Origin of the sequence: Streptomyces sp. DSM 15324 (assembly GCF_001514285.1) — a bacterium.
Classification (GTDB): Bacteria; Actinomycetota; Actinomycetes; order Streptomycetales; family Streptomycetaceae; genus Streptomyces.
Map to the genome: position 1 here is coordinate 17,971 of NZ_KQ949026.1, position 22,263 is coordinate 40,233.

The window sequence follows — 22,263 nt, forward strand, 5'->3', positions numbered from 1 at the left end:
ACTACCCGCCCGAGGACAGATCGGTGCGCGGGGCGGTGCCCAGATGTACGCCGACCCGCTTGACGAGCAGGGTCATCTCGTACGCCACCTGGCCCACGTCGGAGTCGGCGTCCGCGAGGACGGCGAGGCAGCTGCCGTCCCCGGCGGCGGTGACGAACAGGAAGGCCTCGTCGAGCTCGACGACGGTCTGGCGGACGTCGCCGGCATCGAAGTGGCGGCCCACGCCCTTGGCGAGGCTGTGGAATCCGGAGGCGACGGCGGCCAGGTGCTCGCTGTCCTCCCGGGTGAGGTCCCTGGACGCGCCGGTCGCCAGACCGTCGCCGGAGAGCACGACGGCCTTGCGGATGCTGGCGACCCGGTCGACGAGTTCGTCGAGGAGCCAGTTCAGTTCGCCGTTGTTGCTCATGTGGCCGGTCGCCTGTGGTGCGGTCATCGACCGTCCCCCTTTGTCGTTCGTCGTGGTGCTGTGCCGCTGTGGGTCTCGTCGCCCGCGGCGTTCTCCGCGCGGCCGCGCTGCCAGCCGCGCTGGAGCGAGGCCATCCGGCTGCGTACCTCGTCGGCGTCCCGCTCCTCGATGTCGGACCGGTTCGTCGTCGTGCGCGGCGCGGGTCCCTGCCTGAGTTGCGGGGCCAGGTTCGCCTGCCGCACCCGGCGGGGCAGTGCCGTGGGCGCGGAGCCGGCGTCATGAGGCCGGTTGCCGAGGGTGCGGTCCTGTGGACCGCTGCCCTGACCGCTTTCCAGCGTGCGCTCCACCGGGCCGCCCGTGCCACTCAGGCGCGGGTCGGGCAGCTGGTGCGCGGGGCCGGCCGGGCCGCCGGACGTCGCTTGGCGGGTGCGCTGCGGAAGCGCGGGGGGCTGCGTGCCTTCGGCGCCGTGTCCGTGGCGCAGGGGCGGGGGCTCGGTCGCGCCGATGCTCCGCGGGATCTGTGCCCCGCTGCCCCGGCGGCGCGAGGGCAGCGGCGCCGGCCCGTCGGTCTCCGCGCGGTGGGGCGGGGTGCGGTGGGCGGACTCCTGGCCCGTCTCCGGGTGCGGGGCGCGCGGGTCGCCGACGGGGCGGCCGTGCGAGCTGACCAGCTTGGGCGTCCGGCGGTCGGGCAGCGGGAGGAGGGCGGCGGGGGTGTCGGTGCCGTGGGCCGGCTCGCGGGGCTCGGTCAGCCTGCGGTGCTGGTCGACGGAGGTGATGACGGGGTTGGTCTCGGGGCCGGTCGGGGAGCGGCGGGGGCGGAACAGGACACCGCTGTCGTCCTCGTCGTCCAGGGCGGTCGGGAAGCCGCCGAGGGCGTCGAGGCCGACGGGGGCCTCCAGCTCGACGGGGCCGTCCAGCACGGGCGGGCCGGGGAGCTGCGCGGACGCGGAGAGCTCGGGCCGGTGGGCCTCGGCGGACTCGGCGGCCTTCGGGGCCCGGGGACGGTCGAGGCGGAAGCCGATGCCGTTGGTGTCGGGGACGTCGTCCGTCAGCAGGGTGTCGGGGATGAAGACGACGGCGGTGGTCCCGCCGTACGGGGAGGGCTGGAGGGAGACCCTGACGTTCTGGCGCTGGGCGAGGCGGCTGACGACGAACAGCCCGAGACGGTCGGTGTCGGACAGCTCGAACTCCGGGGTCTCCGCCAGGCGGAGGTTGGCCTCCAGGAGCGCCTCGGGTGCCATGCCGAGGCCGCGGTCGTGGATCTCCAGGGTGAACCCGTTGGCGACCCGCTCGCCCAGAACCTGGACGGCGGTGTGCGGCGGGGCGAACACCGTGGCGTTCTCCAGGAGTTCGGCCACGAGGTGAGTGAGGTCGGCGACGGCGGGGCCGGTGACGGCGAGGCGCGGCAGCCGGCGGACCTCGATGCGCTCGTAGTCCTCGACCTCGGCGACGGCGGCACGCACGATGTCCATGAGCTGGACGGGTTTGCGCCACTGCCGGGAGGGGGCCGCTCCGGAGAGGATCACCAGGCCCTCGGCGTGGCGGCGCATGCGGGTGGTGAGGTGGTCGAGCCGGAAGAGGTCGGCGAGTTCCTCGGCGTCCTCGGTGCGGCGCTCCATGGTGTCGAGCAGGGTGAGCTGCTTGTGCAGCAGGACCTGGCTGCGGCGGGCGAGGTTGACGAAGACCTCGGAGACGCCGGCGCGCAGCTCGGCCTGTTTCACGGCGGCCTCGACGGCCGCGCGCTGCAGGGTGTTGAGGGCCTGGCCGACCTCGCCCATCTCGTTCTTGTCGTACTCCAGCAGCGGTACCTCGGTCTCCACGTCGACCTGTTCGCCCGCGGAGAGGCGGCGCATCACGCTGGGCAGCCGCACACCGGACGCCTCGTGGGCCTCCACCCGCAGCTGGCGCAGGTCTCGGATGAGGCCACGGCCGATGCGCACCGACAGCACGAGGGAGACGATCAGAGCGACGAGTCCGAAGACACCGGCGAAGGCCGCCTTGACGATGACCTCGATGGCGACGGGCCGGACGCGGTCCTGGTAGCGGTCGTTGGCCTGTTCGTCGAGGGTGCCCAGCTCCTTGAGGACGTCTCCGGCGACCGTGTCCCAGTTCCTGGCGGTGACGCCCTTGGGCGGGTCGCCGGGGCCGGAGGTGACGACGGACTGCTCGGCGGAGCGCAGGGGGGCGGTGGTGGCGTTCTTCCAGAAGCTCTCGTAGCGCTCGCGTTCCGCGGTGGGCAGCTGGGCGAGGCTGATGTCGTAGACGACGTCGCGCTGGGAGCGGAGGTCGGAGACGTCGCGGATCTCGCCGCGGGTGAGGCGGCCGACGACCAGGGCGGAGCCGAGCAGGGCGTCCTCGCGGGAGAGCAGCTCTCGGGCGAGGGCGACGCTGACGAGCGCGCGGTACTGCTTGTCCATCTCCACGCTGTCGACGACGTCCAGCTTGGCCAGGAGGGCGTAGCAGGGGTCGATGAGCTGGTTGTAGAGGCCCAGCGCCTGGGCCCGGGTGACGGTGCCCTCCTCGACGCTGCCGCGCAGGGAGTCGAGCCCGTCGAAGGCGTCGAAGACCGCGGTCAGGCCTTCGGAGTCGTCGGGGTCCAGGACGTCACGGACCTCCGCGTCCCGGGCGTTGCGGCGGATCTCGGCGAGCGCCTCGTCGGTGGCGGTCCTGGTGCGGCGGAGCGCGGAGAGCGCGTCGGAGGCGCGGGGGTCGGCGAGGTAGACGAGGGTCTGGCGGCGTTCCTGCTGAACGACGCGGACCGTGTCCTCGATCGGGTAGCCGACCTTCTCCACGAGGGACGACACGGTGAACAGACGGCTCGCCTCACGGCCCGTCAGTACCGTGGCGAAGCCCCAGATCGCGGTCAGGGACACCAGCGGCACGAGAAGCAGCGCCACGATCTTCCGGCGGATCGACTTCCCGCGAAAGCGCATGGCCTCCCCCAGCTCGAACCCCCTCCGTCAGGGGGTACGCATGTGCGTCAACAAACGGCGCGAGCCTACTACCGACGCACAGTTAACTCGAAGAGCAGTCCGGAAGCCGAACTTCCGCACCGGGGCCCGGACATGGGGAATTGTCCGGGCAATACGGGGGATTGCGACCCCGAAACCCGCCTTCACAAGAAGACCGGATCCGATCGGCCCCACCAGCGACTTGGCCAGAATTTTTCGGAACTGGGGAATCTTCTAGGCCTCTCGTACGTCTTCATCATTGGGAATCGGGGGCGGAATCGGCCACAGGAGCCGCAGGCAGTCTCCCGTCGGCGTAAAACAGAGCAAGCCGGGCAGCCACTGGGGAGCCGGGTCTTCGACCCGGAGGTGAGCGGTCTGCCGGCGATGGGGAGTGACACGGTGATGGGCACGGCGGAGCGGAGCAGAGCAGCCGAAGAGAGTGCGGCGACCACGGCACAGCAGCGGGCGTCCTACCGGCCGTTGTGGGTCGAGGAGCCCGCACGGCGGCGCCGGCTCCCGGACCCGGTGCGGACCGCGGCCGTGCGCGCGGTCCTGATCATCTCCCTGACGCTGCTTCAGGCGATGGTGGCGTTGCTGTGCACCCTCGCCGAGTCCTGGCTGGCCTTCCCGATGGTGATCAGCAGTGTGGTCAGCACCGTGGTGGCCACCTGGTCGGTGCTGGACGTGTGGGTGACCCGTCAGGTGTGGAACCAGCGCAACGGCGTGGTGTCGGCGCCGAGCAGCACGGCCCGCTCGCTGCGCCGCGAGCGCCGCCGGGCGCGCCGTCAGGCCCGGGCCGCGGAGCGGGCGCAGGAGCGGATACGCCGTCAGGGCGGCGCGGGACAGCTCTCGCACCCCTGAGATCCGTCCACAGGCCCCTGAGGCCCCGTCATCAGCGCACCGGACGGCCCTCCGTGGTCGCCCCGAGGGCGGCCGGCGCGCCTGCTGAGGCGCCTCGGCGCCGCGCCGACTGCCCCGTGGCTCCTACGGGGCGCTGGTGCCCGCGCGCTTGTACATCCGCGTCGCCGTGATCTCGCTGTGCACGGCCTCACCCGCCTGGGGCGGCTGGGGCAGTCCCGGGCGCAGGTGTTCCTCGACGCTGATGTACTTCAGGCCGGCCCTGAGGTCGGCGTCGTTGCGCAACCTGATGACGAGCGGGAACTCGGCCAGGGCCGTCGTGTCGAACAGGCCGGTGGTGTACAGCAGCTGGACTCCGAGCGCGTCCGACACGGCCCGCTGGAGCTCCAGCAGGTAGGTCGCGTTGGCCCGGCCGATGGGGTTGTCGAGGAACAGGGTGCCGGCGTGCCGGTGCTTGTCCCGGCCCCGGTCGTTGGAGCGCAGGGCCGCCATCGTGCAGTACAGGGCGATGGCGGCGGTGAGCAGCTGGCCGCCGGAGAACACGTCTCCCATCTGCCCGACGGGAACCCGCTCGGCGCGCAGCACGGCGTCCGGCTTGAGGATCTCGACCGCGACGCCCTTGGGCTGGAGCGCGGCGCCCACCCCGCGCAGGAGCAGTGACATGCCGTCACGCCGAAGGTCGGAGTTCTTCTTGACGGCCGCCCGGGTGGCGTCGTCGATGACCTCACCGAGCCGCTCGACGAGCGAGGCCTGGTCGGGCTCCTCGAAGCGGATGCGCAGGAACTCCTGGCCGGACCACTCCCCCAGCCCCTCGGGCAGGCGCGACAGCCGCTGCGCCGAGCGCAGCGTGGCGAGAGCCGACTCGACGAGCCCGCGCAGCCGGTCCACGATCGAGTCCCGGTTGCGTTCCAGCTGCTGCAACTCGTCGGTGAGCACCCGGAGCCGGGGGGCGAAGGCGTCCGCCCAGCGCTGCGCGTGTTCGGGCAGCGCGGAGGCGGGCAGTTCGCGGATCTGCTGCCGGGCGGGCGTACGGACCTGCTCGTAGCGCGTGGAGTTGGCGTGCCGGACGAGCACGTCACTGGCCTCGCGCACGGCGGACTCGGCGGCGGAGAGGTCGGCGGCGCAGCCGCGCAGCGAGCGGCGCGTCTCGGCGGCCGACTGGCGGGCCTCCTCCAGCGTCCCCGGATAGGGCTCCGTGGCCTCCTGCTCCTCCTCGGAGTGCTCACGGGTCTGCTCACGCATCAGGTCGCGGAGCATCGCGGCGATCTCGTCGAAGCCGCCGGCCGCGTCCTCGGCGGCCCGGTGCGCGTCGAGCAGTCGGGCGTGCGCCGCGCGGGCCTGCTCCAACGCCTCTGCCCGGGAGGCGAGTTCGGCCGTCGCGGTGCGCAGCAGGGCCTGGGCGTGCTCGGCGTCGCGCGGCTGGAGCTCCTCGGACAGCTCCGTGTGGGCCTCGCCGTCCTCCGGAGCGTGCCGTTCGGCCTCGCCGCGCAGCCGCCCGAGTTGCTCGCTGGCGGTGGACATCCGGGTCTCCAGGAGCTGGACCAACTCCTCGGCGCGGGCGGCGGCGGCCTGCCGGGACGGCCCGTCGGAACCGTCGGGCGACAGCAGGAGCTGCTCGGCACGGGTGCGGACCTTGTTGCTCAGCCGGTCCAGTTCGGCGCGGGCGGCGCTCTCGTCGCTCTCCGCGCGCGCCTGTTCGGCCCGCAGGTCGGCGCCGACGCCCACCTTCTCGTAGACCTGGGAGGCGGCCCGGTAGGCCTCGCGCAGGGCCGGCAGGGAGGATGTGGGCGCGTCCGCGTCGTCCTGCGGTACGTCGTCGGGGGCGCCGGCGATCTCGGCGCGCTCGGCGCGCAGCGCACGCGCGGTGCGGCGGGCGTCGTCGGCGGCGCGCTGGGCGGCGCGGCGGTCCTCGTCGGCGGCACGGGCGCGTTCCAGACAGGCCTGGGCCCGCGCCTCCGACTCGGTGGCCTCGTCGGCGAGTTCACGCAGCTTGACCTGCCAGCCGGCGCGCTCGCGCAGCCGGAAGGCGAGCCCGGCGAGGGCGTCGGCGGCGCGCCGGGCCTTCTGGGCGGCCTCCTGCTTCTCGTCGCGGACCTGGGCGGCCTCGGCCGCGGCCTCCTCCGCCTCGGCGCGCACGGCGCGGGCCTCGGCGAGTTCGGCCTCCGACTCCTCGGCGAAGGCGCGCGCGTCGGCGGCGGCCCGGTCGAGTTCGGCGAGCCGTCCCGCGGGGCAGCCGGTGCGCCAGGAGGAGAGGCGGGCCGACAGTTCCCGGTCCTTGCCGAGTCGTGCGGCGAGCCGGCGGATGTCCTCGTCCCGCTCGGTGGCCCGCGCGCGCAGTGCCTGGCGTTCCTCGTCGGCGGCGTGCTCGTCGTGCATGGCCGGGTTCGGCGGGACGAGGAAGACGTCACCGCCGTGCGCGTCGGCGGCCGGGGTCGGTGCGAGCAGGGCGGCGGCCGTGCCGACCGCCACGGCGGAGCGCGGCAGCAGAGCGGCGTCGCCGAGGGCCTCCCGCGCGCGGGCGTGCGAGGCGGGGTCGGTGATGATCACACCGTCGACGAGTTCGGGGCGGGCGGCGAGCACACGCGCGTGGTCGGCGGGGTCGACGGCCTGGGCGAGGTAGCGCCAGCCGGGCAGCGCCGGGATGCCGTGCTCGCCGAGGAACTCGACGGTGGCCAGCACGTCGGGGCCGGGCGGCAGCAGCCCGCCGTCACCGAGCGCGCCGAGGATTCGCGCGTCGTCGGCCGCTGCGGTGCGCAGGTCGAAGAGTTGGCGCTCGGCGGAGGAGACGGCGTCGTCGAGCAGGGCGCGCAGGTCGTCGGCGCAGCGGTCGAGGTCCTCGGGGGTGAGGGGGGCGCCGTCGGCCGGGGTCGCGTCCTCGTCCGTGTCCTGCCGCGGCTGGGGAATGGGGCCGCGGACGGTGCCGCCGGTCAGACCGAGCAGTTCGGCGAGCCGTCCCTCGGCGGCCAGGGTCTCGGCGAGCCGGCGTTCGGCCTCGTACGTGCGCTGTGCCGCCGCGGCCGCGTCCGCCGCGCGGGCCGCGGTGAGTTCGGCGCGGGACTCGGCGGAGGCGGCCTCGCGCGCGTGCTCGCCGGCGCGTCGGGAGGCCTCCCGGACGGTGTCCCAGGCGGCCACGGCGGTCTTCTCGGCGTCGCTGGCGGCGAGGGCCGCGCGGGCGGGGTCGGCGTCGGGTGCGCTGTCGTCCAGCCAGCCGGCGCGGACGGCCTCGGCGGTCTCTTGCTCGACCTCGGCCAGTCGCTGGCGCAGATGCCCGATCTCACTGCGGGCGCGCTGCGCCTCGGTCGCTGCGGAGGTGGCGTCCCGGTGGGCGGTCTCGCCGACCTCCTGGAGGGCGGCCGAGCGTTCCTCCCCCTCGTTGGCGAGGGCTTCCGCGCTCTCCGCGGCCGCGTGCAGGGCGCGGACGAGGTCGACGGCGGCCTTGGCGCGGGCGGCGAGGGCCGGGGCGGCGTCGCGCTCGGCCTCCTGGATCGCGGCGGACACGCGGGCGACGCGGTCCGCGGCGGCACGGTGACGCAGGACGGCCTCGGCGGCCTGCCAGGCGGAGTGCAGGGTGCGCGCGTCGGCGAGTTCGCGCTTCTGGGCTGCGGCGGACTTCTCGGCGGCGGCGAGGGCCAGCGAGGCGTGCCGGAAGGCGAGTTCGGCGGCGATCAGCGCGCTGCGCTCGCGGCCGCCCTCGGAGTGGGTGACGGCGTAGGCGGCGGCCGTGACGCGCTGGGCCAGGTCGGCGGCGCGCAGCCGCTCCTGCACGCCGCGCGCGGACAGCCGGCGCGCCAGGGTGCGGGTACGGCGCTCGGCGCCCGTGTGGATGTCACGTGCGCGTGAGCGGCCCTCCGCGGCCTCCACGATCCGGCCGAGCAGATCCACCGAGCCTGCGGTGAAGTCCCGTTCGGCGATCAGCTCGGCACGTCGGCCGAGCTTGTTGCCGAAGCCGCTGACGAGGTCGGCGAGTCCGTCGGTGTCGCGGGTGTCCGTGACCGCGCGCAGCAGCAGATCGGTGAAGTCGGCGTCCTTCTTGACCGCGAAGAGGCCGGCGGCCTCGCCCTCGTCGGCGTTCATCTCCCGCTGGTAGCGGAAGAGCTCGGGGTCGAGGCCGAGTTCGGTGAGGTGGTCGACCCACCGGTCGTGGATCTCCTCCCAGTGGACCTCCAGGTGGGGATACGCCTTGCCCGACTCGGTGAGGGCGTCCCGGAACCCCTTCATGGTGCGCCGTCGCCCCTGGGCCCCGGAGGCGCCCTCGACGGGCGGGCGTACGGCGGTGGACTCGGCGACGGGGAGGTTGTCCAGGCTGAGGCCGGGGCCGGGCCGGAAGGAGTACCAGGCCTCGGCGAACTTGCGCGGGTCGTTGGAGACCTGCCGTCCCCGCCACTCGCTCACCTTGCCGACGACGACGCACTCGCCGGTGAGGACGTGCTGCCACTCCAGGGCCACGTGCCCGCAGTCGTCGGCGAGCAGGAACTTGCGCAGCACGCCGGAGCTGGCGCCGCCGAGGGTGTTGCGGTGGCCCGGCAGCATCACCGAGAAGATCAGCTTGAGCAGGACGGACTTGCCGCCGCCGTTCTCCAGGAAGAGCACGCCGGCGGGCGCGGGCCGGCGCGGCGGGCCGACGGGCTCCTCCTTGAAGAACTCCGCCTGGGTGGGGGCGGGGTCGGGCACGACGTCACCGACGCCCCGCAGGTCAAGCACGGTGTCGGCATAGCGCGCACCGGCGGGCCCGATGGAGTAGAGGCGGACCCGGGACAGCTCGTACATGGCGGACTCTCGTAAGTCTTCGTCAGTTCAGGGGGGTTCGTGGCTGCGGGCGTGGCGGACAGCCGCCGGGCGGGCGGCCGTCAGGAGTGGAACGGCAGTCCGGCGTCGGCCACCAGCTCCAGATCGTCCGTCTCGTCGGGCGGCAGCAGGGTCGCCGTGCCGTCGGTGACCGGGACGACGCCCAGTTCCAGCAGTTCGGCCAGGGCCGCGCTGCCCGCCATGTCGCGGACCTGGAGTTGATAGCGGGCCGTGGTGCGGTACGTACCGCCGTTGTCGTCGCCGGTGCGCTGGAGGAAGCCGGAGTCGGTGAGGAAGGCGACGGCCTTGCCGACGATCCCGGTGGTCGACCCGGCGAGTCTGCGGGCGTCCTTGGTGGCTCCGGTGGCGCTGCGTCTGGCCCAGATCCGCCAGGCGGCCTCCAGGCCGGGGGCGTCGGTGGCCGGGTCGGTGTTCTCGCCCTGTTCCTCGGCGCGCTCCTCCAGCCGGCGGCAGGCCTGGCGGACGAAGGAGTCGACGCCGTTGACGCTGACCCGTCCGATGTAGCCGTCGTCGGCGAGGTCCTCGGGGCGGGGGAACGCCATCGCGGCGACGGCGAGATGGGCGAGTCCGTGCAGGAAGCGGTCGCCGCCGTCGGCGGACGTGCGACGCGCGTAGTCTCCCATCCGGACGGCGAACACCGAGTCCTCGGCGGCGGTCACGGCCATGCCCGCGCGCGGGGACACTTCCAGCACGATCAGTCCGAGTCCGGCGGCGACGGCGTCGGCGAGCCGGGCGAACGCCGGGTCCTCGCGGTGGCGGCGCAGCAGGTCGGCGTACTCCTGGTCGCGCGCGGGCTGCAGTTTGGGCTGCAGGCCGAAGGCGACGAGCCGCGCCGCGTCGGCGGCGTCGGCGGGGGTGAGGGGCGCGGACACCGGCGCGGGTCCGGCCTCGGGCTCACTCCACTCGACGTGCTCGCTCACGGGTTCGGCTCCTCGCTGTTCTCGGGGTGGTTCACGTGGGGACGCGGGTCTCGCTGCGGGGGAAGTCCGGGGCGGCTCACGCCGCCTCCGTGCGGTCGGCAGCCATACCGGCTGCGTCCAGCAGGGCCGTGCCGACGATGAGGTCGGCGCCGCCGAACTCGGGGTCGTCCAGCTCCGTCCCGTCGTCCACGGCGAACAGCAGCTTCTCCTCGCCCTGCCGGTAGGCGGTGCCGACCGCGGGACTCGCCGCGTGCACGGCCAGCAGCGCCACCAGGTAGGGCAGGTCGGGATCGGTCCGCCGGGCCTCGGCCAGCAGCCCGGAGAGTCTGCGGGGCGCGTCCGCCGGCAGGTCGAGCAGTTCCATCGCGGCGGCCAGCTGCTCCTCGCTGAAGCGGCTGTCGTCCGGGGTCGCGATGAGGTCGGGTTCCGGCATCTCCGCGCCGAGGTGCTCGCGCTCCACCGGTGGCGTCAGCAGCAGGTCGACGAGGTCGCCCATCCGCACGGTCGCCGGGGTCCTGAATCCCGTCCCGCGCGCGAAGAACGCGCCGGTGACCCGGGCCGCCTGTTCCAGCGGCAGCGGGAGCACGGGGGTGACGAGGTGGCCGTAGAGGTCGATCCCCGACGACGTCGTGGGCGCGGCGAAGGCCTGCCGGTCCTGTTCGGCGCGGAAGAGCGGGCCGGCTTCCAGGAGGCGGGACTGGAGCTGGGTGTGACGGCGGATGCAGTCCTTGACGATGTCGACGAGTTCGGCGGCGCGCCGCTTGTTCTCGGCGTCCTCGATCTCGTCGCGGGCCTTGCGGATGTTGGTGAGGATCGCGTTCTCGTGGCGGTAGCGGTCGGCCACGTGGTCGAGGGCCTCGGCGATCATGTCGGGGACGGCGTTGAGCCAGTCCACCGCGCGGACGTTGCGACGGGTGGCCTCCAGGGCCCTGCGGAGGGTCTCGGAGTACTGCACGGTGCGGTAGCGGGCCTGCTCGGCGGCGAGCTGGGCGTCGGCGAGACGGCCGCGGCGGATGAGGACCTCCAGCTTGACCTCGGCCGCGATCTGGGCGCTGGTGACGTCGGTGTCGAGGGCGCCGACGAGGACGTTGACCGCTTCGTCCGTGGTCCGCAGGTAGACCGTGCCGCCGTAGCCGGGGACCTCCTCGACCAGCTTGAAGTCGTAGTCGCGGCGCACATAGGTGCCGTCCGCCGCGAAGGTGCCGTACACGGCGCGGAAGCCGCGGTCGACGCTGCCGACGTTGATCAGGTTCTCCAGGACCCAGCGGGCCACGCGCTCGTGCTCGGCGACGGGCCGGGCGGGGGCCTGTGCGGCGATGCGCGGGACGAGGCGGGCCACGATCTGGTCGTGGTCGGCGCCGGTGTCGAAGTCCATGTTCAGGGTGACGAGGTCGATGGCGGCGAGGGCGATCTCCGCCATGCCGTAGACCGAGTACTCACCGGCGAGGTTGCCCTTGCGCGCGTCGAGGTCGTGCAGGGGCGCGGTGCAGGCGAGCGCGCGCAGCCGCCGCGCCAGGCCCTCGTCGGCGGCCGGGCCCGGAGCCGGGCGCGGCGCCGCGCCGGGCTGGGGCGGAACACGGTCCGTCGATGCAGGCGAAGTCACGGTGCACAGAGTAGGTCCTCGCTCTGACAACGACCCAAACGACCGCAGATGCGACCGCGGGCGGGAGCCGCCGTCAGGGGCCCGCGGGGCGGTCTCAGGCGCCGTCCCCGCCCGCGGCGACTTCACCCACACGGCGCCGGTACACCTCGACGACCCGGGCCAGGGAGTCCCGCAGGTACCCCTCCAGCAGCCGCTCCGCCCCGACCCGGTCGCCGGCCTCCAGCGCCTGGAGGATCTGGCGGTTGCGTGTGAGGTAGGGCTCATGGAGGCGGCGCGGGTCGTCGACCAGGTGGAAGGCGAGGCGCAGCTCCGCGAAGACGCTCCGCATCAGCTCGTCGGTGCGGGCGCTGCCGGCCAGGGCGACCAGCTCGCGGTGGAAGTGGATGTTGGCGGTACCCACCACTTTCCAGTCATTCTCGAGAGAGGCCACCTGCCCCTCGGTGACGGCGGCGCGCAGTCCGTCCAGGGCGTACGGCGGCTCGCCCAGGCCCCGCACGACGGCGCACTCGACGAGTCCGCGCGTGCGGTAGATGTCCTCGACGTCCTCGACGGTCAGGACCCGGACGAAGACGCCCCGGTTCAGCTCGTGGACGAGCAGCCGTTCGTGGGTGAGCAGCCGGAACGCCTCGCGGAGCGTGTTGCGGGAGACCCCGAGCGCCCCGCCGATGCTGTCCTCCGACAGCCGGGTGCCCGGCGGGAAGAAGCCCTCGGCGATACGGCTCCTGAGGATGTCCGAAACCCGTTCGGCCGTGCTGGTGCGCCCCAGGAGGGCGCGGTCGTCGGCCAGTCCCGCCAGCTGCTCTGCCATGCCCGGAATTCAACCGCAGAACACGAGAACGAAACAACAGGGGTATTGAAGGATCGTTCAACGATCCTCTACCTTCCTGTCCACGACAACGGCACGGCTCACTCCCCCGCACCCTTCATCGCTTAGCGAGGTGCCTCATGAGCACGACCCCTCCACCCCGGGCCCCGAGCCACGACCGACGCCCCGTCACCGCCGCACAGGCCCCCGACGACGGGGCGTTCGCCTGGCTGCGAGCCCTCGGACCGCGTGGCCGCCGGGCCTTCGCCGGCGCGTTCGGCGGCTATGCCCTGGACTCCTACGACTACTTCACGCTGCCGCTGAGCATGGTCGCCCTCACGGCGTACTTCGGCCTGGACAACGGCCAGACCGGCCTGTTCACCACCGTCACCCTGGTCGTGTCCGCGATCGGCGGCGCCGCCGCGGGCGTCGTGGCCGACCGGATCGGCCGGGTCAGGGCACTGATGATCACTGTGATCACCTACGCCGTGTTCACGGTCGCCTGCGGCTTCGCGCCGAACTACGAGACGCTGCTGGTCTTCCGCGCGCTCCAGGGACTCGGCTTCGGCGGCGAGTGGGCGGTCGGGGCGGTCCTGGTCGCCGAGTACGCGAGCGCCCGGCACCGGGGCCGTACCCTCGGCGCGGTCCAGAGCTCCTGGGCCGTCGGCTGGGGCCTCGCGGCGCTCGTGTACACACTGGTCTTCTCGTTCTTCGACGACGACGTGGCCTGGCGCGTGATGTTCTGGACCGGCGCGCTGCCCGCACTGCTCGTGGTGTGGGTGCGGCGCCGGGTGAAGGACGCGCCGGAGGCGGCCGCCGCGCGCGAGCGGAGCGCGGGGAAGGGATCGTTCCCGGCCATCTTCAGGGGCCGTCTGCTGCGGACCACGCTCTTCGCCGGGCTGCTGTCCACCGGCGTCCAGGGCGGCTACTACACACTGGCCACCTGGGTGCCGACGTACCTGAAGTCGGAGCGGGGACTGTCGGTGGTGGGGACGGGCGGCTATCTGAGCTTCCTGATCTCCGGCGCCTTCCTCGGCTACCTGACCGGCGGCCATCTCACGGACCGGCTCGGCCGGCGCCGCAACATCTGGCTGTTCGCCCTGCTGTCGGCCCTGTGCATCCTGGTGTACGCCCACATCCCCGACGGCGCCAACGCCCTGCTCCTGGTCCTCGGCTTCCCGCTCGGGTTCTGCATGTCGGCGATCTTCAGCGGCTTCGGGTCCTACCTGAGCGAGCTGTACCCGACGGCCGTGCGCGGCACCGGGCAGGGCTTCACGTACAACACCGGGCGCGCCGTGGGCGCCGTCTTCCCCACCACGGTCGGTTATCTGGCCGACAGCTGGGGTGTGGGCGGCGCGCTGGTGTTCGGCGCGATCGGCTACGGGATCGCCGCCCTGGCGCTGCTGGGGCTGCCGGAGACGCGTGGGAAGGAACTGGAGTGAACCGTCCGATCCTCACCGAGGACCGCCCCTCGGCCGCCGCGGGGGACACCCCGCTGACCCTCGTGGACCACCACGCGCACGCGTGGAGCCCGGAAAGCGCCCGGGCCCGCTTCCGGGAGGGCCTGGCCGGCCCCACGGCCGGGGTCGCCGCGGGCCACACCCAGGTCAACCTGATCTCGGTGCCCGCCGACTGGGCGTACGACATGCTCCTGTTCTGCCAGCGCAACCCGAAGCCGTGCCCGGTCCTCGACGTCACCGACGCCGGTTCGTGGACGACGGTCCTGGCCGACGGCGCCGATCTGCGCACCGACCTGCCGCGCTACCGGGTGTGGGAGCACGGGGAGCTGGTGGACGAGCCGACGGACGTGCGCGCGTACTGGCGCGAGGACCTGGTGTCGTTCCTGATCGGGTGCAGTTTCACCTTCGAGTGGGCGCTGTCCGGGGCGGGCGTCCCGATCCGCCACGTCGAACAGGGGCGCAACGTCCCGATGTACGTGACGAACCGTCAGTGCCGGCCGGCGGGCCGACTGCACGGCCCGATGGTGGTGTCGATGCGTCCGGTGCCGCCCCGGCATCTGGCCGCCGCCATCCGGGAGAGCAGTCTGCTCCCGGCGGTGCACGGCAGCCCCGTACACTGCGGCGATCCCGTGGGGCTGGGCATCGACGACCTCGGCCGCCCCGACTTCGGCGATCCGGTGGCCGCCGAACCGGACGACATCCCGGTGTTCTGGGCGTGCGGGGTCACCCCGCAGGCCGCGGTGATGGCCTCGCGCCCGCCGTTCGCCCTCACCCACGCGCCGGGCCAGATGTTCCTGACCGACACGCGCGACGAGCAGTACCGCGTGGCCTGAGACAGGGCGCAGCCAGAGCACAAAACAGCCGGACATCAGGAAGGAACCATGAGCGCGATCGATCTGAACGCCGACCTCGGCGAGGGCTTCGGCCGCTGGCGGCTCACCGACGACGAGCAGCTGCTGTCCGTCGTGACGAGCGCCAACGTGGCCTGCGGCTTCCACGCCGGGGACGCGGCCACCATGCGGCGGGTGTGCGAGCTGGCGGCCGAGCGGGGCGTGACGATCGGCGCCCAGGTCTCCTACCGGGACCTGGCCGGCTTCGGGCGGCGCGCCATGGACGTGCCGCCCGCCGAACTGGCCGCCGAGGTGGCGTACCAGATCGGTGCCCTGGAGGTCTTCGCACGGGCTGCGGGCGCGCGCGTGGCGTACGTGAAACCGCACGGCGCGCTCTACAACCGGGTGGTGCACGACGAGGAGCAGGCCGCCTCGGTGGTCGAGGGGGTGCTCCTCGCCGACGCCGCGCTGCCCGTGCTGGGGCTGCCCGGCTCGCGGCTGCTGGACGCGGCCCGGAAGGCGGGTCTGCCGGCGGTCACCGAGGCGTTCGCGGACCGGGCGTACACCGAGCAGGGCACGCTCGTGCCGCGTGGTCTGGACGGGGCCGTGGTCACCGATCCGGCGACCGTCGTGGAGCGGTCGGTGAGCCTGGCCCGTGCCGGTACGGTCGCCTCCGCCGCGGGGTCGGTCATCGAGGTACGCGCGCGTTCCCTGTGCCTGCACGGCGACACGCCGGGCGCGGTGGAGCTGGCGCGCCGGGTCCGGCGGCGGCTGGAGGAGTCCGGGGTGCGCGTGGAGGCCTTCGCATGAGCCTGCGTGTCCTTCCCGTCGGCGACGACGCCCTGCTGGTCGAGGTGGACTCGGGCGCAGCGGCGGAGTCCCTGCACGCCGAGCTGGTACGGCGTCGCGCGGCCGGGCTGCTGACGGTCCGGGAGATCGTCCCGGCGGCCCGGACGGTACTCCTGGACGGCGTGCCCGACCCGGTCCGTCTGACGTCGGAGCTGACGGCCGCCGAGATCCCGCCCGCTCCCCCGCGGGCCGCCGAGGTGGTCGAGCTCCCTGTGCGCTACGACGGCCCCGACCTCGCGGACGTCGCCGCCCACTGGGGTGTCTCCGCCCAAGAGGTGGCCCGTATCCACGCGGGGACCGAGTTCCGGGTCGCGTTCTGCGGTTTCGCGCCCGGCTTCGGCTATCTGACGGGGCTGCCCGCGAGCCACGACGTCCCGCGCCGGGCCACGCCGCGTACGGCGGTGCCGGCCGGCTCCGTGGCGCTGGCCGGGCCGTACACGGGCGTGTACCCCCGTGCGTCGCCGGGCGGCTGGCAGCTGATCGGCAGCACGGACATGGTGCTGTGGGACCACGCGCGCGTGCCGGCCGCGCTGCTCTCGCCGGGCACGCGCGTGCGTTTCGTCGCGGTGGACGCGGTGGACGCGGTGGATGCGGTGGGTGCCGGGTGACGGACCGCGCTCTCTCGGTGGTCCGCGCGGGGGCCCTCACCACCGTGCAGGACCAGGGGCGTCCCGGCCACGCCCATCTCGGCGTGCCGCGCTCCGGTGCGCTCGACGCGCCCGCCGCGGCGCTGGTCAACCGGCTCGTCGGCAACCCTCCCGGGGCGGCGGTCCTGGAGACCACCGTCAACGGCTGCGCCCTGCGGCCCCGCTGCGCCGTCACCGTCGCGGTCGGGGGCGCGCCCTGCCCGGTCACGGTGAACGGGCGCCCGGTCGCCTGGGGCGCGCCGGTCCGGGTACCCGCCGGCGCGGTCCTCGACGTCGGGCCGGCCGTGTCCGGGCTGCGCAGCTATGTGGGCGTGTCCGGCGGCCTCACCGTCGAGCCGGTCCTAGGCAGCCGGTCCACCGACCTGCTCTCGGGGCTCGGTCCCGCGCCCCTCACGGACGGTACGGTCCTGCCTCTGGGCCCGGAAGCCTCGGCGCACGCACGCGTGGACGTCGCCCCGCAGGCCGCTCCCCCGGCCGAACTCGTCCTGCGCGTCACGCTCGGCCCGCGCGAGGACTGGTTCACGCCGGAGGCGGTCGGTGTCTTCACCACGCGCGCGTACCGCGTGTCCCCGGCGAGCAACCGCATCGGCCTGCGCACCGAGGGCCCCGTCCTGGAGCGGGCCCTGCCCGGCGAGCTGGCCAGCGAGGGCATGGTGCTGGGCGCCGTCCAGGTGCCCCCCGACGGCCAGCCGGTGGTCTTCCTCGCCGACCACCCGACCACCGGGGGCTACCCGGTGATCGGGGTCGTCCGCGCGGCCGACCTCCCGGCCGCCGCCCAGGCGGTACCGGGCACTCCGGTCCGCTTCGTGGCGGTACGACGGCGGTGACGGCGCCGGTGCCCGGAGCGCGGCACCGGCGCCGTCGCCTCAGGCGGCTCCCTAGGCGGCTCCCTAGGCAGCGTCCGGGTGCGGTTCCGTCACGGACAGCGCCGTCAGTGCCGCGGAGACCGCCGCCGACGTCCGCAGGTCGAGCCGGGCGCTCGTCCCCCGCGCGCGGTGGCGCATCTCGTCGGCGGCCAGCCGAAGCAACTGGGGCAGGAGGTCGGTGCAGCGCCGGGCCACCCAGCCGGTGCCCGCCGTCGCCAGCCACCACAGGCTCGCGGAGGTCGTCGGCGCCGGGCGCTCCGGCTCGGGCGAGGGCGCGGGTCCGGTGGCGAGGCCCGCCTCGGCCAGCAGCGCGTGGAAGCGCACGGCCAGCTGCCGGTGTCCCCGTTCGCCCGGGTGCAGCCGGTCCGCGCTCCACATCGCGCGGTCCGTCAGCCAGGCGCCCTCCGCCGCGTGCAGATGGACGGCCCCGTACCGTTCGGACAGCGCGTGGACGACGGTGTTGACCGCGCGCTGGCGCCGGGCCAGCGGACGGGCGAGGGCGCCGGGCAGGCCGAGCATGGCCCCCGGGTCGGGCAGGCACGCGGTGAGCAGCACCGCGCCCTGCTCGGCGAAGGCGGCGTAGACCGTGTCGAGGCGGGCGGCGACGGCGTGGATGTCGAAGGTGCAGCGGAGCGTGTCGTTGACGCCGACGACGACCGACACCACGTCGGGCCGCAGCCCGAGCCCGGCCGGGAGCTGACGCTCCAGCACGTCCCGCGTCTGGGCGCCGCTGACCGCGAGGTTCGTGAACTCCACGGCCCCGCCGGACGCCGCAGGGCCCGCAGCGCCCGCCCGCGAGGACCCCGCGGCGTCCTCGGCGAGCCCGCCCGCGAGGAGCGCGGCCCAGCCGCGCCAGCCGTCGCCGGCCGGGCCCCCCACCCCCTCGGTGAGGGAGTCACCGAGGGCGACGAAGCGGAGGCGTCTCATCCGACCCCTCCGGTCACGACGGAACGCACCCGTACCGTCGCGTCGTGCGCCGCGAGGAACGCCTCCACGGCCGTCCCCCATCCGAAGCACTCCGCCCGCGCGCGTGCCTCCTCCCGGCGGTCCGGCACGGAGCGCTCCAGGAGACTCTCCACGGCGTCCGCGAAGGCACCACCCCGGTCGGCGGCGACCGCGCCCGCCTCGCCGATCACCTCGGGCAGCGCCGACGACGCGCTCACGACGACCGGCGTCCCGCAGGCCATCGCCTCCAGGGCGGCCAGCCCGAAGGTCTCCGCAGGCCCCGGCGCCAGGCACACGTCTGCACTGGCCTGGAGCGCGCCCAGGGCGTCCCGGTCGGCGACATGCCCCAGGAAGGTCACCGGCAGGCCGCGTTCGCGTGCGCGCTGCTCCAGGCGCGGCCGCAGCGGCCCGTCCCCGGCGATCACCAGCACCGCCCGTGCACCACGTGCCACCAGCGCCTCCAGGGCGTCCAGCGCGGTACCGGGCTTCTTCTCCACGGACAGCCGGGTGCAGGTGACCAGCAGGATCTCGTCCTCGCGCGCGTGACGGGCCCGGACACCCGCGTCGTACAGCGAGGGACGGCGGGCGACGAGGTCGACGCCGAGCGGGGCACGCACCACGTTCCGCGCCCCGATCCGGACGAACTCCCGCTCGGCGAACTCGGTGGTGCACACCACGCGCGCGTAGGTGTGCGCCGTACGGATGTTGAGCGCGTCGGCGGCGCGCCGGGCGGTGGCCTCGGACAGGCCCCAGGTGCGCAGCACCCCGTCGGCGGTCTCGTGGGAGACCATCACGGCCGGGACCCGGGCGCGCCGCGCCCACTTGCCGGTCCAGCGCAGCGTCGTACGGTCGGAGACCTCCAGGCGGTCCGGCGCGAGGTCCTCCAGGAGACGGGCGAGGCGGCGCTTGTCGGTGAGGACGCGATAGCCGCCGGTGCCGGGCAGCAGCGGTCCGGGCAGGGTGATCACCCGCCCCTGCTCGGTGTCGCGGTCGCTCGCCCGCTCGCCCGGCACGATCAGGACGGGTTCGTGGCCCGCCGCGCGGTAGCCCTTGCCGAGTTCGCGCAGCGCGGTGCGCAGCCCGCCCGAGGCGGGGGCCACGAAGTTGGCCAGGCGGACGATCCGCAGCGGCCCACCGAGCACTCCACCGCCCACGCCACCACCCATGCCGCCGACCGCGCCCCCGCCCCCGCCGCCCGTCGGCCCGCAGCCCAGCCCGCCGTTCGGTCCGCCGTTCGGTCCGCGGGCGGGAACTCCGCTCACGCCGTTGGTGAGGCCGCCGTCGGCCGGTCCGCCGGTCATGCCGCCACCACCAGGCGGCGCGCCGCCAGCACGTCCCCGTAGTGGCCGATGAGCTGGTCGCCGACGGCGGCCCACGTACGCCCCTCGACCGTGGCGCGCCCCGCGGCGCCGTACGCCCTGCGCAGCGCCGGGTCGGCGGCGAGGGCAGCCACCGCGTCCCGTACGGCGGCCGTGTCGCGCGGCGGGAAGAGCAGACCGGTGCGGCCGTGGGCGACGAGGTCCAGCGGGCCGCCGGCGGCGGGGGCGACGACCGGCACACCGCTGGCCATGGCCTCCTGCACGGTCTGGCAGAACGTCTCGAAGGGGCCCGTGTGCGCGAAGACGTCCAGCGAGGCGAAGATCCGGGCCAGATCGTCGCCGGTGCGGCGGCCGAGGAAGACCGCGCGGGGCAGGGCCTCGTCGAGGTGGGCGCGGCTCGGCCCGTCGCCCACCACCACGACCCGTACGCCCTCCAGACCGCACACTCCGGCCAGCAGTTCGACCTGCTTCTCGGGGGCGAGGCGGCCGACGTAGCCGACGATCAGTTCGCCGTCGGGGGCGAGTTCGCGGCGCAGGGTCTCGTCACGGTGCTCGGGGCGGAAGCGGACGGTGTCCACGCCCCGCTGCCACAGCTTGACCCGGGGGACACCGTGCGTCTCCAGGTCGTGCCGGGCGGCGCTGGAGGGCGCGAGGGTGAGGTCGGCGGCGGCGTGGACGGAGCGGATGCGCCGCCAGGCGGTGGCCTCGCCGACGCCCATGTACGTGCGCGCGTATCCGGCCAGGTCGGTCTGGTACACGGCGACGGCGGGGATGCCGAGCCGCGCGGCGGCGGTCATGCCGCGCACACCAAGGACGAAGGGGCTGGCCAGGTGGACCACGTCGGCGCGGTGCTCGGCGATGGCCGCGGCGACACGCCGGCTGGGGAGGGCGACGCGGACCTGGGGGTAGCCGGGGAGCGGGAGGGAGGGGACACGGACGACGGGGCACGGCGCCGAGGCGTCGGGCCCGGTACCGGCGGCGGTGGCCGGTGCGACGACGAGCGGGGAGTGACCGCGATCTACGAGGTGCCGGGCGGTCTGGAGCGCGCAGTGGGCCACGCCGTTCACGTCGGGGGGAAAGGATTCGGTCACGATGACGACACGCATACCGGTGTTGTCGCCGCCTTGGACGTGGCCGCGTCAACGTGGATCTTTCCTGCCGACAAACGTCCCATGAGCGTTGCGCTGCGTGCGCCGGCGCACGCCGAACGGCCCACGCCGCCGGTTCCCCAGCAGGTCGGACGGTGTCCACGCCCGCCTGACCCCTGGGCCATCCGGTGTTCACCGGGCGGGCGCACGTCGGCCGCTCCGGCGGCGCCGGGCCGGTCCAGGGGCTACATCGCGGACGCCGGGTCCGGTCCGATGCGGCTGCGTACGGCCGTCTGGACCTCGGCCTCCTCGGCGGGGTCGGCGGCGAGCCGCCGGAGGCGTTCGACGACGCGGGCGTCGCCGGTCTCGGCGTGCCGGGCTGCGATCTCCCGGGTGGCCTCCTCGCAGTCCCACAGGCATTCGACGGCGAAGCCGGTGGCGAACGAGGGGTCGGTGGCGGCGAGGGCGCGGGCGCAGCGCCCGCGCAGATGTGAGGAGGCCGTCTCGCGGTAGATGTGGCGCAGCACGGGGGCCGCGCAGACGATGCCGAGGCGACCCGCGCCGTCGACGAGGGTCCACAGGGTGGCGGCGTCGCAGCCTTCGCCGCGTACGGCCTCGCGCAGGGCGCCCAGGACGAGGTCGCTGTCCATGGTGCCGCCGTGACAGGCGAGCATGCGTCCGGCGGCGGCGCCCAGGGCGTCGGGCCGGTGGGCCCAGCCGCGGGCCCGTTCGACGGCGGCGATGCTGCGCATGCGTTCGAAGGCGTCGACGGCGGCGTCCACGACGGCGGTGGAGCCGGTGGTCACGGCCTGCTCGACGAGGGTCAGGGCGTCGGGGTCGTTGCAGTCGGCGAGGTAGCGCAGTGCGGTACAGCGTGCCCCGTCGGTGCCGTCCTTGGCGGCCTGCACGATCTCCGGGCGGTCCTCGGGGCCGGCCACGGCGGTGAGGCAGCGGGCGGCGGGGACGTGCAGGGCGGCACCGCGCTCCAGGCCCTGTTGCGCCCATTCGAAGACGGCGCGGACGCTCCAGCCGGGGCGCGGTCCGCTGGGACTCATCTGGCGTTGCCAGCGGTCGAAACAGCCGGCCTCCTGGGCGGTACGCACACGCGTGGAGACGTATTCGCGGGGGTCCTCGGCCCACAGGCGCCAGGGCCGTGGCTCGAAGGCGTCCCGGACGGCGGCGGCCAGTTCGGCCTCGCCCTCGGCGTCGGTGGCGAACCGCGCGAGCACCGGTGCGGCCAGGGCGCGCAGTCCGGCGTCGTCGTCGCGCAGGGCCAGCTCGTCCAGGGCCCAGGCCCAGTTGGTGCCGGTGGTGGCGTACCGGCGGAGCAGCTCCAGGGCGTCCCGCCGGCCGTAGGAGGCCAGGTGGCCGAGGACGGCCAGGGCCAGGCCCGTGCGTGACTCCTCGGTGTCGAAGGCGTCCTCGACGTCGAAGAGGTGCGCCTCGATCTCGTCCAGCTCGCCGCTGAGGTCGAGGTAGAGCCGGGCGTAGTAGAGGGAGCGGTTCTCCACCTGCCAGTCGTGGCGGGGATCGCGCAGCACACAGTGGTTCAGTGCCGCGAGCGCTTCGGCGCGCGGGGCGGTGAGCGCGTGCAGCGTACCGTCGCCTCGGCCCCTCTGGAGGAGGCCGAGCAGGGTACCGCTGGGCGCTATGACCGGATCGAACATGGGAAACAGCCTCACATCAAGCGTCGACGCAACCGGGGACGTGCACTACCTGGCCGCGTGACAACACGTCGGGGCGCCCGCCGTTTCCTGCTTGCTGTAGACCATCTTCCTCTGCCTCTCGTCGGTGGCCCATGCGGACCGCATCACGGCCCGCGCGGTGCGGCAACACCTGCCCAGCCCTCACGTCCGTGAATCACGTCGTCATGATGACCCGGCGCTTCTGCCTGCCGCGACCGATATTTC

16 protein-coding genes are annotated in these 22,263 nt (G+C 74.4%); 6 read left to right on the forward strand and 10 right to left on the reverse strand.

Annotated features, from left to right (window positions below):
- Window position 1 precedes the first annotated feature (1 nt).
- Window positions 2-433 (reverse strand): roadblock/LC7 domain-containing protein, encoded by a 432-nt coding sequence (locus AQJ58_RS14360; RefSeq protein WP_067249821.1) that lies wholly within the window; start codon window positions 431-433, stop codon window positions 2-4.
- Entirely contained in the window at window positions 430-3,339 is a 2,910-nt protein-coding gene (locus AQJ58_RS14365) for a nitrate- and nitrite sensing domain-containing protein (protein ID WP_067249823.1), read from the reverse strand. Before AQJ58_RS14365 ends, AQJ58_RS14360 begins: the two co-directional genes overlap by 4 nt.
- A gap of 420 nt (window positions 3,340-3,759) precedes the next feature.
- On the opposite strand from AQJ58_RS14365, the gene AQJ58_RS14370 reads away from it, so the two are divergent.
- Window positions 3,760-4,218 carry a hypothetical protein gene (locus AQJ58_RS14370; RefSeq protein ID WP_107122046.1) on the forward strand — a complete coding sequence of 153 codons (459 nt, stop codon included), beginning with the start codon at window positions 3,760-3,762 and terminating at the stop codon, window positions 4,216-4,218.
- Between the two features lie 123 nt (window positions 4,219-4,341).
- Here AQJ58_RS14370 and AQJ58_RS14375 read toward each other — a convergent pair whose 3' ends face one another.
- From AQJ58_RS14375 to AQJ58_RS14390, 4 genes are all read right to left on the reverse strand, one after another.
- The gene (locus AQJ58_RS14375) at window positions 4,342-8,982 is read right to left on the reverse strand and encodes a hypothetical protein (protein WP_067249826.1); all 4,641 of its coding nucleotides are present in this window, start codon (window positions 8,980-8,982) and stop codon (window positions 4,342-4,344) included.
- A gap of 80 nt (window positions 8,983-9,062) precedes the next feature.
- Entirely contained in the window at window positions 9,063-9,941 is an 879-nt protein-coding gene (locus AQJ58_RS14380) for a hypothetical protein (RefSeq protein WP_067249829.1), read from the reverse strand.
- Between the two features lie 76 nt (window positions 9,942-10,017).
- Window positions 10,018-11,544: a hypothetical protein gene (locus AQJ58_RS14385; RefSeq protein ID WP_067249833.1), complete on the reverse strand. Its 1,527-nt coding sequence runs from the start codon at window positions 11,542-11,544 to the stop codon at window positions 10,018-10,020.
- 94 nt (window positions 11,545-11,638) lie between these two features.
- Window positions 11,639-12,352, reverse strand: coding sequence for a GntR family transcriptional regulator (locus tag AQJ58_RS14390; protein WP_067249836.1), 714 nt, complete (start codon window positions 12,350-12,352; stop codon window positions 11,639-11,641).
- A gap of 137 nt (window positions 12,353-12,489) precedes the next feature.
- Here AQJ58_RS14390 and AQJ58_RS14395 point away from each other — a divergent pair, with 137 nt between their 5' ends.
- Genes AQJ58_RS14395 through AQJ58_RS14415 form a run of 5 tightly spaced genes read left to right on the forward strand, consistent with a single transcriptional unit; the run spans window position 12,490 to window position 16,962 of the window.
- Window positions 12,490-13,791, forward strand: a complete 1,302-nt coding sequence (locus AQJ58_RS14395) for an MFS transporter (protein ID WP_067249839.1) — start codon at window positions 12,490-12,492, stop codon at window positions 13,789-13,791.
- Entirely contained in the window at window positions 13,788-14,642 is an 855-nt protein-coding gene (locus AQJ58_RS14400) for a putative hydro-lyase (protein ID WP_067249842.1), read from the forward strand. The genes AQJ58_RS14395 and AQJ58_RS14400 overlap by 4 nt, the downstream gene beginning before the upstream one ends.
- Window positions 14,643-14,690: 48 nt before the next feature.
- Window positions 14,691-15,449, forward strand: coding sequence for a LamB/YcsF family protein (locus AQJ58_RS14405; protein ID WP_067249844.1), 759 nt, complete (start codon window positions 14,691-14,693; stop codon window positions 15,447-15,449).
- Window positions 15,450-15,451: 2 nt separating this feature from the next.
- The gene (locus AQJ58_RS14410; protein ID WP_067250876.1) at window positions 15,452-16,096 is read left to right on the forward strand and encodes a 5-oxoprolinase subunit B family protein; all 645 of its coding nucleotides are present in this window, start codon (window positions 15,452-15,454) and stop codon (window positions 16,094-16,096) included.
- Window positions 16,093-16,962: a 5-oxoprolinase subunit C family protein gene (locus tag AQJ58_RS14415; protein ID WP_067249847.1), complete on the forward strand. Its 870-nt coding sequence runs from the start codon at window positions 16,093-16,095 to the stop codon at window positions 16,960-16,962. Before AQJ58_RS14410 ends, AQJ58_RS14415 begins: the two co-directional genes overlap by 4 nt.
- Before the next feature lie 63 nt (window positions 16,963-17,025).
- Here the strand turns inward: AQJ58_RS14415 and AQJ58_RS14420 are convergent, their stop codons facing one another.
- The 4 genes from AQJ58_RS14420 to AQJ58_RS14435 form a co-directional block, all read right to left on the reverse strand.
- Window positions 17,026-17,928 (reverse strand): SGNH/GDSL hydrolase family protein, encoded by a 903-nt coding sequence (locus tag AQJ58_RS14420; RefSeq protein WP_067249849.1) that lies wholly within the window; start codon window positions 17,926-17,928, stop codon window positions 17,026-17,028.
- A complete protein-coding gene (locus AQJ58_RS14425; RefSeq protein ID WP_067250879.1) occupies window positions 17,925-19,112 on the reverse strand; it encodes a glycosyltransferase in 1,188 nt (395 codons plus the stop codon). The genes AQJ58_RS14420 and AQJ58_RS14425 overlap by 4 nt, the downstream gene beginning before the upstream one ends.
- A gap of 131 nt (window positions 19,113-19,243) precedes the next feature.
- Complete coding sequence (locus tag AQJ58_RS14430) at window positions 19,244-20,371, reverse strand: glycosyltransferase family 4 protein (RefSeq protein WP_067249852.1); 1,128 nt, start codon at window positions 20,369-20,371, stop codon at window positions 19,244-19,246.
- A gap of 227 nt (window positions 20,372-20,598) precedes the next feature.
- The gene (locus tag AQJ58_RS14435) at window positions 20,599-22,020 is read right to left on the reverse strand and encodes a HEAT repeat domain-containing protein (RefSeq protein ID WP_067249856.1); all 1,422 of its coding nucleotides are present in this window, start codon (window positions 22,018-22,020) and stop codon (window positions 20,599-20,601) included.
- Window positions 22,021-22,263 lie beyond the last annotated feature (243 nt).

Excerpts from the sequence above, each read along its gene's own strand:
- AQJ58_RS14430 (WP_067249852.1), bottom strand. The coding sequence starts at position 20,371 with ATGCGTGTCGTCATCGTGACCGAATCCTTTCCCCCCGACGTGAACGGC.
- AQJ58_RS14395 (WP_067249839.1), top strand. The coding sequence starts at position 12,490 with ATGAGCACGACCCCTCCACCCCGGGCCCCGAGCCACGACCGACGCCCC.
- AQJ58_RS14390 (WP_067249836.1), bottom strand. The coding sequence starts at position 12,352 with ATGGCAGAGCAGCTGGCGGGACTGGCCGACGACCGCGCCCTCCTGGGG.
- AQJ58_RS14435 (WP_067249856.1), bottom strand. The coding sequence starts at position 22,020 with ATGTTCGATCCGGTCATAGCGCCCAGCGGTACCCTGCTCGGCCTCCTC.
- AQJ58_RS14405 (WP_067249844.1), top strand. The coding sequence starts at position 14,691 with ATGAGCGCGATCGATCTGAACGCCGACCTCGGCGAGGGCTTCGGCCGC.
- AQJ58_RS14420 (WP_067249849.1), bottom strand. The coding sequence starts at position 17,928 with ATGAGACGCCTCCGCTTCGTCGCCCTCGGTGACTCCCTCACCGAGGGG.
- AQJ58_RS14425 (WP_067250879.1), bottom strand. The coding sequence starts at position 19,112 with ATGGGTGGTGGCGTGGGCGGTGGAGTGCTCGGTGGGCCGCTGCGGATC.
- AQJ58_RS14360 (WP_067249821.1), bottom strand. The coding sequence starts at position 433 with ATGACCGCACCACAGGCGACCGGCCACATGAGCAACAACGGCGAACTG.
- AQJ58_RS14375 (WP_067249826.1), bottom strand. The coding sequence starts at position 8,982 with ATGTACGAGCTGTCCCGGGTCCGCCTCTACTCCATCGGGCCCGCCGGT.
- AQJ58_RS14370 (WP_107122046.1), top strand. The coding sequence starts at position 3,760 with ATGGGCACGGCGGAGCGGAGCAGAGCAGCCGAAGAGAGTGCGGCGACC.
- AQJ58_RS14365 (WP_067249823.1), bottom strand. The coding sequence starts at position 3,339 with ATGCGCTTTCGCGGGAAGTCGATCCGCCGGAAGATCGTGGCGCTGCTT.